At 62.6% G+C, this 11393-nt stretch carries 12 protein-coding genes; 7 read left to right on the top strand and 5 right to left on the bottom strand.

Annotation, left to right across the window (positions count from 1 at the left end):
- Nucleotides 1-185 precede the first annotated feature (185 nt).
- Entirely contained in the window at nt 186-1073 is an 888-nt protein-coding gene (rhtA, locus tag HX851_RS03875; RefSeq protein ID WP_177061247.1) for a threonine/homoserine exporter RhtA, read from the top strand.
- A 171-nt stretch (nt 1074-1244) separates the two neighbouring features.
- Nucleotides 1245-1526 carry a hypothetical protein gene (locus tag HX851_RS03870; RefSeq protein WP_177065089.1) on the top strand — a complete coding sequence of 94 codons (282 nt, stop codon included), beginning with the start codon at nt 1245-1247 and terminating at the stop codon, nt 1524-1526.
- Here HX851_RS03870 and HX851_RS03865 read toward each other — a convergent pair whose 3' ends face one another.
- Nucleotides 1527-2096 carry a TetR/AcrR family transcriptional regulator gene (locus HX851_RS03865; RefSeq protein ID WP_177061243.1) on the bottom strand — a complete coding sequence of 190 codons (570 nt, stop codon included), beginning with the start codon at nt 2094-2096 and terminating at the stop codon, nt 1527-1529. It lies immediately after the preceding gene.
- A gap of 90 nt (nt 2097-2186) precedes the next feature.
- Here HX851_RS03865 and HX851_RS03860 point away from each other — a divergent pair, with 90 nt between their 5' ends.
- Both HX851_RS03860 and HX851_RS03855 read left to right on the top strand, forming a co-directional pair.
- Entirely contained in the window at nt 2187-2927 is a 741-nt protein-coding gene (locus HX851_RS03860; protein ID WP_177061241.1) for an SDR family oxidoreductase, read from the top strand.
- A 37-nt stretch (nt 2928-2964) separates the two neighbouring features.
- Nucleotides 2965-3555 (top strand): 2-hydroxychromene-2-carboxylate isomerase, encoded by a 591-nt coding sequence (locus tag HX851_RS03855; RefSeq protein ID WP_177061240.1) that lies wholly within the window; start codon nt 2965-2967, stop codon nt 3553-3555.
- A gap of 12 nt (nt 3556-3567) precedes the next feature.
- On the opposite strand, the gene HX851_RS03850 is transcribed toward HX851_RS03855, so the two are convergent.
- Nucleotides 3568-4566 carry a zinc-dependent alcohol dehydrogenase family protein gene (locus HX851_RS03850; RefSeq protein ID WP_177061238.1) on the bottom strand — a complete coding sequence of 333 codons (999 nt, stop codon included), beginning with the start codon at nt 4564-4566 and terminating at the stop codon, nt 3568-3570.
- Nucleotides 4567-4679: 113 nt separating this feature from the next.
- Here HX851_RS03850 and HX851_RS03845 point away from each other — a divergent pair, with 113 nt between their 5' ends.
- Complete coding sequence (locus tag HX851_RS03845) at nt 4680-5567, top strand: LysR family transcriptional regulator (protein ID WP_177061236.1); 888 nt, start codon at nt 4680-4682, stop codon at nt 5565-5567.
- Between the two features lie 113 nt (nt 5568-5680).
- Here HX851_RS03845 and HX851_RS03840 read toward each other — a convergent pair whose 3' ends face one another.
- The 3 genes from HX851_RS03840 to HX851_RS03830 all read right to left on the bottom strand — a co-directional run bounded on the left by HX851_RS03840 (nt 5681) and on the right by HX851_RS03830 (nt 9228).
- Entirely contained in the window at nt 5681-7489 is a 1809-nt protein-coding gene (locus HX851_RS03840) for an aminopeptidase P family protein (RefSeq protein WP_177061235.1), read from the bottom strand.
- Between the two features lie 58 nt (nt 7490-7547).
- On the bottom strand, nt 7548-8717 hold the full coding sequence (locus HX851_RS03835) for a cysteine desulfurase family protein (protein ID WP_177065088.1): 1170 nt from the start codon (nt 8715-8717) through the stop codon (nt 7548-7550).
- Between the two features lie 241 nt (nt 8718-8958).
- Complete coding sequence (locus HX851_RS03830; protein WP_177061233.1) at nt 8959-9228, bottom strand: hypothetical protein; 270 nt, start codon at nt 9226-9228, stop codon at nt 8959-8961.
- A 398-nt stretch (nt 9229-9626) separates the two neighbouring features.
- Here HX851_RS03830 and msuE point away from each other — a divergent pair, with 398 nt between their 5' ends.
- Complete coding sequence (msuE, locus tag HX851_RS03825) at nt 9627-10190, top strand: FMN reductase (RefSeq protein WP_177061232.1); 564 nt, start codon at nt 9627-9629, stop codon at nt 10188-10190.
- A gap of 9 nt (nt 10191-10199) precedes the next feature.
- On the top strand, nt 10200-11345 hold the full coding sequence (gene ssuD, locus HX851_RS03820) for an FMNH2-dependent alkanesulfonate monooxygenase (RefSeq protein WP_177065086.1): 1146 nt from the start codon (nt 10200-10202) through the stop codon (nt 11343-11345).
- Nucleotides 11346-11393 lie beyond the last annotated feature (48 nt).

The following is an 11393-nucleotide window of genomic DNA, read 5'->3' as shown; positions in this document are numbered from 1 at the left end:
CGGAAGTGGGGCGAATTATAGACTCACAGAATCTGCCGTCAAGCATTGATTCGAGTTTTCTATCGAAAGCACCTTTATAGCAAGGAAGGCGCTTGATTTGAGCAATATATTGCTCAAGCAGCCGTTGTTAAGCATCATAGACCGGCTATCCCTCCTCTATTACCCGTTCCGGATGACACCACCCCATGACCCAGCAGTCCCGCAGCCTGGCCACGACACTCTTCCCCGTCGGCCTGCTGCTTATCGCAATGGCTTCCATTCAGTCCGGAGCCTCCCTGGCCAAGAGCATGTTCCCCCTGGTCGGCGCCCAAGGCACCACTACCCTGCGGCTGATCTTCGCCAGCGTCATCATGCTGCTGATACTGCGCCCATGGCGGGCGACATTCACCGCCAGGTCCCTGCGCACCGTGATCATCTACGGCATCGCCCTGGGCGGCATGAACCTGCTCTTCTATATGTCCCTGCGCAGTGTGCCCCTGGGCATCGCCGTCGCCCTGGAGTTCACCGGGCCACTGGCCGTGGCGATCCTCGCCTCGCGCCGGGCCATCGACTATCTATGGATAGGTCTGGCGATCAGCGGCCTGCTGCTATTGATTCCAACGGCAAGCACCAGCGCCAGTATTGACCTGGTCGGTACGCTCTATGCGCTGGGCGCGGGTGTCTGCTGGGCGCTGTACATATTGTTCGGACAGAAAGCCGGCGCGGACAACGGTATCCAGACCGCTGCCCTGGGCGTGATGATCGCCGCCCTCTTCGTTGCCCCGTTCGGCATCGCCCACGCCGGCGCGGCACTGCTGACGCCCTCGCTGATCCCGGTCGCTCTTGGCGTCGCCGTCCTCTCCACCGCCCTGCCCTACAGCCTCGAGATGGTCGCGATGACGCGAATCCCCGCACGCACCTTCGGTACCCTGATGAGTATCGAACCGGCCTTCGGCGCCCTCTCGGGCCTGGTGTTCCTGAGCGAGTACCTGTCCCTGGCGCAATGGCTGGCGATTGCCTGCATCATCTGCGCTTCCGTCGGCGCGACCCTGACCATGCGCAGCGAACCCAAGCCCGCCATGGCAGCTGATTGATACAACCTGTGACGTTGCTCTGGCATTTCTTCGGCAAATAAGACATGTTTACATCTAACTCAATGCCAGCCTTGATAATTTTTGGACGGGGCACTCATGGAAGACGCAGGCGGGCACGAAAAAAGCCAAACCCGGACGAGTTGATCCGGGGGCTGGAGATTAAGGACAGGAATGAAGCGCTTTTTGATCGTCTTGGCAGTACTCGCCGTCGCCGGCTGCAGCGCCACCTCCAAGCCCATAAAATATGGCAAGCGAGGCGTGCACATCAACTGCTCGGGACTGACCTCCTCCTGGGAAAAGTGCTACACCAAAGCCGCTGAATCCTGCGACGCAAACGGCTACAAGATCATCGCCAAGTCAGGTGATGCCGTCGAAGACCCTGGTGACTACCCTTTCGGCCTTAACCCCGCTGGCTACACCAGTCGTAGCATGATCATCATGTGCAAGCGCTAGTCACTCCCCGAGCGGCCCTGCGATCTGGCGATTGATTTCGTCATGACTCGACTTCAACACCTGGCGCTGAATATCCGGCGTCAGCATCATCCGCGCGACCACCAACGCCCCCACGCACTGGGACAGGATCGACCAGGCCTGGCTCTCACTGCCAAGCACCTGCGCCCAACGCTGCTGCAACCGACACATCCAGTCCTCGGCCTGCTGGCGCACCGCCGCATCCCCTCGCGCGATTTCCGCACCCAGCGCCGGCAAGGCACAACCGCTCTCCGCCTGCTCGACATGGGCCATGCTCAGATAGAGCTTCAGGCAACGCTTGAGCCGTGCCGGATCAGGTTCTCCTTCTCCACCCAGCCGCGCCAGACTCAGGCTCAGTTCACGCTCGACGATTGAACTGAACAGCTCGTCCTTGGACGAGAAGTGACCATAGAAGGCACCGCCACTGAGCCCGATGGCCTTCATCAGGCCATCCACGCCGATGGTCGCAAAGCCGGATCGCTTGGCGGACGACGCGCTGCTTTCGAGCAAGCGCTCGCGAGTTTGTTGTTTGTGGCTGAGCGAATAACGCATGGTGCTGTTCCTGTGCGGTGCCTTGACGCTTCTCGAATCGTAGCATAACGTTCGTTTAGTTAACGACCGTTTACTAAAGAGCGATCCGCCATGACTACTGCCCTCAACAACAAGAAAGTCGTATTGGTCGTCGGTGCCGGCGATGCCACCGGCGGTGCCATCGCCAAACGTTTCGCCGCGCAAGGTTTTATCTCCTGCGTCACCCGGCGTAGTGCCGACAAGCTGCAACCACTGGTCGATGCCATCCAGCAGGCCGGCGGCGAGGCCCATGGCTTTGCCTGCGATGCCCGCAAGGAAGACGACGTGATAGCACTGATCGAACAGATCGAAAGCCAGATCGGCCCGATCGAAGCCTTCGTGTTCAATATCGGCGCCAACGTGCCGTGCAGCATCCTGGAAGAGACCGCCCGCAAGTACTTCAAGATCTGGGAGATGGCCTGTTTCTCCGGATTCCTCAATGCCCGGGAAGTCGCCAAGCGCATGGTCACCCGGCAACGCGGCACCATCCTCTTCACCGGGGCCACCGCCGGCCTGCGCGGAGCCGCCGGGTTCGCCGCGTTTGCCGGCGCCAAGCACGGTATCCGCGCCCTGGCCCAGAGCATGGCGCGTGAACTGGGACCGCTGAATATCCACGTGGCCCATGTGGTGGTCGACGGTGCCATCGACACCGACTTCATCCGCACCAGCTTCCCGGAAAAGTATGCCCTCAAGGATCAGGACGGCATCCTCGATCCGGCTCATATCGCCGAGAACTACTGGTACCTGCACAGTCAGCCCCGCGACGCCTGGACCTTCGAACTAGACCTGCGCCCCTGGAATGAACGCTGGTAAGCTCGGGCCACACGACAACAACAAGGATGCTTCATCCATGAAAAAAACCGTCGAGTTCTACTTTGACCTGGGTAGCCCCGCCTCCTACCTGGCCTACACCCAGTTGCCGCTCCTGTGTGAACAGGCCGGCGCCGAACTGATCTACAAGCCGATGCTGCTAGGTGGCGTATTCAAGGCCACGGGCAATGCCTCCCCCGCCGAAATACCGGCCAAGGGACGCTACATGATCGATGACCTGACGCGTTATGCCCGCCGTTACGACGTCCCCTTCCGCTTCAATCCGTATTTTCCGATCAACACCTTGCTGTTGATGCGCGCGACCACCGCCGTGCAACTGCGCCACCCGGAACGTTTTGCCGACTTCGTCGACATCCTCTATCGCGCCCTCTGGGTTGAGGGACGCAACCTCAACGATCCGGCCGTTGTCGCCCAGCTACTGGTGGAGAATGCGTTCGACCCACAACGGATACTCGCGCTGACCGCCGACGAAGAGGTCAAGGCCGCCCTCAAGGCCAGGACCGACGAGGCCCTGCAACGCGGCGTCTTCGGCGCACCCAGCCTGTTTGTCGGCGATCGGCTGTTCTTCGGCCAGGACCGCCTGGACTTCGTTCGCGAAGCCTTGCTCTGAAATCCGTACAGACTAGATCTCGACCACCAGCCGACCTTGCGCAGCACCGTTGCCCAGCAAGGTATAGGCCTCCTCGGCGGTTTGCAGGGTAAACCGTCGGGGATCGAGCAAGGGTTTCAGTTGGCCGGCTTCGATCAACCGGGCGGCCTCGGCCAGGATGTGTCCGTGATGATCGCGCCCCTGGCCGGTCAGCAACGGCAACAGAGTGAAGACCCCGGAGTAGGTGGCCCCCCGGAAGGACAGCGGCGCGAGGCTGTGCTGTCCCCAGCCCAGGCAACTCAGGACATGCCCGTGATAAGTCCGCGCCGCCTGGAACGACTCGTCCAGGGTTTCGCCGCCCACCGTGTCATAGACAATATCGAAGCCCTCGCCGACGGTGTGCTGCTGCACATAGTCCTGCACGGTATGGTGCCGGTAATCGATAAAGGTGGCGCCAAATCCTTCGATCACCGTCTGATGCCTGGCCGAACCTGTGGCGAAGACCCTGGCGCCAAACGCCTTGGCGATCTGCACCGCGACATGCCCGACACCGCCCGCACCGCCATGAATCAGCACCGCCTGACCGGCGCTTACCCGCGCCCGATCGACCAGCCCTTCCCAGGCGGTAATCAGCACCAGCGGCAACGCAGCCGCCTCGCGCATACTCAGGTTGCCCGGCTTGCGCGCCAGCAGGCGGGCATCGACCGCCGCGAACTCGGCCAGCGAACCCTGGGCACCCCCGATACCGGTCGCCATCCCATAGACTTCATCACCGACCGTCCAGCCGTCGACGCCCTCGCCCAGGGCTTCGATAACCCCGGCCAGATCCATGCCCAGCACCGCGGGCAGCGGTTGACGGGCATGGCCGGCCTGGCCGGCACGCACCTTCCCATCCAGCGGATTGATTCCCGAGGCCTTGATGCGAACCAGCACCTGCCCCGCCGCCGGTACGGGGCGGTCAATGGCAACCAGACGCAACGGTGCATGGGCGGTATCGACCAGCAGGGCATTCATTTCAAGCGAGTGAGACATGTCGGCAACCCCGATCAGTGAAAGTAAGCCGATCTTGCGCCGCCTCACTCATGCCGATAAGACGCACTATTGCTATAGTGATCATGCCTATTTGGCATGAATTGGAGGCCATCATGGATAAACTCAATGCAATGGCCATCTTTGTCCGGGTGGTCGAGCGCGGCAGTTTTTCCGCTGTCGCCCGCGAGCTGCAGACTAGCCAGCCGACCATCAGCAAGATCCTCAAGGCCCTGGAAGCCGAGCTGGGCGGCAAGCTGATTGCCCGCAGCACCCGCCAGTTGTCACTGACCGACGAAGGCCAGCGCTACTACACGCAGTGCCGGCAGATCCTCGCCGCCGTGGACAGCGCCGAACACAGCTTCCAGTCCGGCAGGGAACAGGTCGCGGGCAACCTGCGCATCGGTTCTTCGGTGAGCTTCGGCCGTCTGCAGATCGCCAGCCGGCTGCCTGATTTCCTGGCACGCTATCCACAATTGGAAATCGATCTGCAGCTCAACGACCAGAACCAGGACCTGGTCAACGAAGGCCTGGATGTCAGCCTGCGTATCGGCGAGTTGAGCGACAGCGGCCTGATCGCCCGCCGCATCGGCGATACCCAACGGATAACCGTGGCCAGTGCCGCGTACCTGGCACGCCGGGGCGAACCGCAGACCCCGGAAGACCTTGGCGAACACAACTGCCTGTTGTTCAACCTGCTGAACAGCCAGAACCTCTGGTACTACGAAAAACACGGACAGCACTACAGCGTGCGCATCAAGGGCAACGCCCAGAGCAACAACTCGGAAGCAATTCGGGAAATGGTCCTGGGCGGGCTCGGCATTGCGCTGTCGCCCGTGTGGCTGTTTGCCGAAGACCTGCAAGCCGGGAGAGTCACGGCGATCCTGCGCGATTACCAGGCGCAATCGCTGCCGATTCATGCGGTGTTCCCGGCCAATCGCCGGCAGTCCGCCAGGGTGAAGGCGTTTGTCGACTATATGAGCGAAGCCCTGACCGGGCTTTGACCCCCCAAACCTGTAGGAGCCGGCTTGCCGGCGATGAGGCCCTTGAGCCTGGCATCGCCCTTGTGGCCGCTATCGCCGGCAAGCCGGCTCCTACACAAGGGTTGCGGTGGTTGTCAGATCGCGGCAGTGCGGGTGTTCAACCAGTCCAGCGCCGCCCCCGTCAACAGCGGGCTCAAGCGCTCACGCACCTCGGCATGGTAGCCGTTGAACCAGTCGCGCTCTCCCTCGGTCAGCAACGACGGTTCCAGGCAGCGGGTATCGATCGGGCACAGGGTCAGGGTTTCGAAACGCAGGAACTCGCCGAACTCACTCTTGCCGGCTTCGCGGTTCATCGCCAGGTTCTCGATCCGCACACCCCAGCGGCCCGGACGGTAGGTGCCCGGCTCGATCGAGGTGATCATGCCCGGCTGCATCGCGGTCTGCGGGGCCGCGACCGCCTGGTAGGCGATCACTTGCGGACCTTCATGGACATTGAGGAAGTAACCCACGCCGTGACCGGTGCCATGGCCGTAGTCCACGCTTTCCGCCCAGATCGGCGCACGGGCGATGGCGTCGAGCAGCGGCGACAGGATGCCACGGGGGAATTGCGCGCGGGACAAGGCGATCACGCCCTTGAGTACCCGCGTGCAGTCACGCTTCTGCTCGGCAGTCGGCGTACCCACCGGAACCATTCGGGTGATATCGGTGGTGCCGCCCAGGTATTGGCCGCCGGAGTCGATCAGCAACAGGCCGTCGCCTTCGATCACCGCGTGTTCTTCCTCTGTGGCGTGATAATGCGGCATCGCGCCATTGGCGTTGAACGCGGCAATGGTGTTGAAACTCAGGGACACGTAGCCAGGGCGACGGGCACGCGCAGCCGTGAGTTTTTCGTCGATGGTCAGCTCGGTGATCCGCTCGCGTCCCAGCGCTGTTTCCAGCCAGGCGAAAAACTCGCAGAGGGCCGCACCGTCCTGCTCCATGGCCTGGCGGATATGAGCCGCATCGTCCAGGCTCTTGCGCGACTTGGCCAGGGTGGTCGGGTTCAGGCCTTCCACCAGCTTGACCTCGGCACCGAGATTGTCCAGCAGGCCGCGGGTGACACGGGCGGGGTCCACCAGCAGGCTCGAACCGACCGGCACGCTCGCCAGGGCAGCGGCAATCTCACTGTAGTCGCGCAGGTTCACGCCATCCTGCTTGAGGATCTGCACCAGCTCGGCACTGACCTTGTCGAGAGCGACGAACAGGGTCGCCTGGTCCTGGCTGACCAGAGCGAAGGAGACGAACACCGGGTTGAACGACACGTCGGCGCCACGCAGGTTGAACAGCCAGGCGATATCGTCCAGGGTCGCGATGAAATGCCAGTCGGCACCGCGATTCTTCAGTTCTTCACGCAGTTGGGCGAGTTTCTCCACCCGACTGACGGTCGCCTGTGGCGGCAAGTGCTGGTAGATCGGCTGGTTCGGCAATACCGGGCGGTCTTCCCAGACTTGCTGCAACAGATCGACATCGGTACGCAGGCGGGCGCCACGGGCTTGCAGCTTGTCCCCCAGGGTGCGCGCCGAAGCCAGCGCCATCACCGCACCATCGACCGCGACCACGCCGCCTTCCGGCGTTTGCTCGGCCAGCCACTCCAGCGGCCCGGGTTGCCCCGGTTGCAACTTGACCAGCTCGATACCACTGCCGCTCAGTTCCTTGGTCGCCTGTTCCCAATAACGGCTGTCAGCCCAGACCCCGGCAAACTCCGCCGTGACGATCAAGGTGCCGACCGAACCATGGAACCCCGAGAGCCACTGCCGGCCCTGCCAGTAGGCAGGCAAGTATTCCGACAGGTGCGGATCGGCGGACGGTACCAGCAAGGCGTGGACGCCCTCGCGGCTCATCAGCTCGCGGGTACGCGCCAGGCGCTGGGGTACGGTTCCCTGACTCAAGGTCTGCGTGCTCATCATGTCTCCTGCTAATCACGTATTTAATTATTATCCGGTGCCGATGATGGATCAGCCATCACGACGGGGCAACCGCCCAGAACGGTGCCGGTGCGCTGACACAGGCCTTGATCGCCGCCGCGGCCCGGTCGATATCCTGCTCGCGGGTGAAGCGGCCCAGGCTCAGGCGGATGGTGCGACCGGCGGAACGCCCGTCATGTCCCAGCGCCAGCAGCACATGGGACGGTGCATTGCTCGCCGAATTGCACGCCGAGGTCGCCGAGTAGGCCAGCGACTGGCTGAGCAGCGCACCATTGAACTCGCCCTCGGCGAAAGTCAGGCTCAAGGTGTGCGGGATGCGTTCGCTCGGACTGCCGTTCAGGCGCAGCCCCGGGATATCCGCCAGTTGTTCCAGCAGACGCTGACGCAGGGCCCGGATCACCGTCGCCTCTTCGTCGAAGGATTCGGTCGCCAGGGCAAAGGCACTGCCCATGCCGGCAATCTGATGGGTCGCCAGGGTCCCGGAGCGCAGGCCGCCTTCATGACCGCCGCCGTGGATCTGCGCGTGCAGGTGTTCCCGGGCACGGGGTCCGACATACAGGGCACCGATGCCCTTGGGCCCGTACAACTTGTGGGCCGAGAACGACATCAGGTCCACCGGCAATTGCGCCAGGTCGATGGCGACCTTGCCGGCTCCCTGGGCGGCGTCCACATGGAACAGCGCGCCCTGTTCGCGGACCCGCTGGCCGATGGCCTGGATATCGTTGAGCGTACCCAGCTCGTTGTTCACCAGCATCAGCGACACCAGGAAGGTGTCTTCGCGCAGGGCTTCGCTGACCCGCTGCGCGGTGATCAGGCCGTCGGCATCCGGTACCAGGTAAGTGACCGCGATCCCGGCTTCCTGGAGTTGCCGGGCAGTGTCGAGCACCGCCTTGTGTTCGATCTGGCTGGTGATCACATGGCCGCCGCTGACCCCACGGGCCTGGGTCACGCCCTTGAGGGCCAGGTTGTTCGATTCGGTGGCACCGGACGTCCAGACGATCTGCTCGGGGCTGGCGCCCACCAGGTTCGCCACTTGCTGCCGGGCCTGCTCGACCGTCTGCCGGGCACGCTGGCCGAAGGCATGGGAGCTGGAAGCGGGATTGCCGAAGTTGCCGGAAAAACCAAGACACTCGACCATCACCTGAATGACCCGCTCATCCACCGGCGTGGTGGCGGCGTAGTCGAAGTACAAAGGAAGTTGATTCATGGCAAAAGACTCATAAAGCGTGTCCCGCGGATCGAACTCTCGCGGGTAGCCAACCGAGGGCTGAACGGACAGCTATACCCGATGGGAAAGAATTAAAGAAAGATAACTTTCAGTAAAAGTGCGTAGGAACGCTCCTGAAATCCAGCTTACAGGCCCCGGGAAGGTGTTGCGAGCGTCAATCGTGCCGGAACAGACGACCTGCTCCAGCGGCGGGAGGGGGAACACGGTGTTGTTGAAGCGTTCAGCTCTGATGACCACGTCTGTTACTGCCACGATCCGCGCTGATCTCACCCTGGTCGTCAAAGCCGTAGACCTTGCGCGGCTGCCCGAGCAATTCGGCTTTCTTCTGCTGGTACTCATCGAAGGACAAGCCGCGGCGGTTCAGCGCCTCCAGTGCCAGCTCCTTGCTCTCCTCGGCGCTGTAGGGACGCAGTTCGGGAGACGGATGGCTGGCACAACCGGCCAGGACCGACAGCAGCAGAAGCAGTAGAACCGCGGGTGAATGTTTCATGGCGTGACTCCCGAAAACCTGATGCGAGGCAATGGACACAGGCTACCCGGCGCTCCGACGGAGCAGAAATCACCCTTCTCGATAGTCGCTATCGATTGCTTCTACCGCACCCCGGAGTCGACGCCTAATATTCCTTAAAGAACTATAAATATGGAAATACGTTACTTTACGGAATAACAGAAATCCCTTACAACTGCCTGCACACCTTGTCCGCTGTTGCCCGGGCAACTGTTCGCCAGCCAACAGTCGATCAACAAAACAGCTCGTCAGCCAGCACACGGTCCCTTGCCCAGCGTGCCGCGGGCCCGCAGATACGGGACCCGGAGATTGGTACAGCTCTTGCTCAAGCCCTGTCACCGACCCTGCTCGCTGAGCAACTGTTTGAAAAGGAACTGATCATGTCTCGTGCCCTGAAAGTCGTTGCCCTTTCCGGCGGAACCTACCGCCCCTCTCGCACCCTGGTACTGACCCAGGCACTACTGGCCGAACTGGCGCAGCAGTTGCCCATCGAAAGCCGGGTGATCGAACTGGGCGATATTGCCCGCCCCCTGGGCGCCGCGCTGTCCCGTGCCGAACTGAGCACCGAGGTCGAGACCGAGTTGCAGGCCATCGAGAGCGCCGACCTGCTGATCGTCGGCTCACCGGTCTATCGCGGCTCCTACCCCGGGCTGCTCAAGCACCTGTTCGACCTGGTGGACCTCAATGCCCTGATCGACACGCCGATCCTGCTGGCCGCCACCGGCGGCAGCGAGCGTCATGCGCTGATCCTCGATCACCAGTTGCGTCCGCTGTTCAGCTTCTTCCAGGCGCTGACCCTGCCCATCGGCGTCTACGCCAGCGAAACGGACTTCACCAATTATCAAATAACCAGCGAGCCCCTGAAGGCCCGCATCCGCCTTGCTGCAGAACGCGCCGCGCCCTTGTTCGGCGTTCATCCCAAGCATCTGCTGAAAATCGCCTAAGGACTTGTCATGGATGTCTTCTGGTTTCTCCCCACCCACGGTGACGGTCATTACCTGGGCACCACCCAGGGTGCCCGTCCGGTCACGCTCAATTATCTGAAACAGGTGGCCCAGGCCGCCGACAACCTCGGCTACCACGGTGTACTGATTCCCACCGGCCGTTCCTGCGAAGACTCGTGGGTCATCGCCTCGGCCCTGGTACCGCTGACCGAACGCCTGCGCTACCTGGTGGCGATCCGTCCCGGGATCATCTCGCCGACCGTCTCGGCGCGCATGGCCGCCACCCTCGACCGGCTGTCCAACGGCCGCCTGCTGATCAACGTGGTGACCGGCGGCGACCCCGACGAAAATCGTGGCGACGGCAGTTTCCTCGACCACAGCGAACGCTACGAAGTCACCGACGAATTCCTCAGGATCTGGCGTCGGGTATTGCAGGGCGAAGCTGTCGACTTCGAAGGCAAGCACCTGCGCGTACAGAACGCCAAGGCCCTTTACCCACCGGTGCAGAAACCTTATCCACCGTTGTACTTCGGTGGTTCGTCGGATGCCGCCCATGACCTCGCCGCCGACCAGGTCGACGTCTACCTGACCTGGGGCGAGCCACCGGCCGCCGTGGCCGCGAAGCTGGCGGACGTACGTGAGCGTGCCGCGCGCAAGGGGCGCACCGTGCGCTTCGGTATCCGCCTGCACGTGATCGTCCGGGAAACCGCGGAAGACGCCTGGAAAGCCGCGGACAAACTGATCGAGCACATCAGTGACGAAACCATCGCCGCCGCGCAGAAATCCTTCTCGCGCTTCGACTCCGAAGGGCAGCGGCGCATGGCCGCCCTGCATGACGGGCGCCGCGACAACCTGGAAATCTCGCCGAACCTCTGGGCCGGTGTCGGCCTGGTACGCGGCGGGGCCGGTACGGCATTGGTCGGCAATCCGCAGCAGGTGGCCGAACGCATCAAGGAATACGCCGACCTGGGCATCGAGAGTTTCATTTTCTCCGGCTACCCGCACCTGGAAGAAGCCTATCGCTTCGCCGAACTGGTCTTCCCGCTGCTGCCCGAACCCTATGCCAGCCTGGCCGGGCGCGGCATTACCAACCTGACCGGGCCGTTCGGCGAAATGATCGCCAACGATGTGTTGCCGGCCAAGACCGGGGCCTGAGAAACACATAGCCGATCGTTCCCACGCTCCGCGTGGGAATGCCGCACT

This window comes from Pseudomonas gingeri (assembly GCF_013385635.1).
In the GTDB taxonomy this organism is placed as follows: domain Bacteria; phylum Pseudomonadota; class Gammaproteobacteria; order Pseudomonadales; family Pseudomonadaceae; genus Aquipseudomonas; species Aquipseudomonas gingeri_A.
The sequence above is the reverse complement of the archived record's forward strand: the minus strand, read 5'-3'. Positions and strand labels throughout refer to the sequence as shown.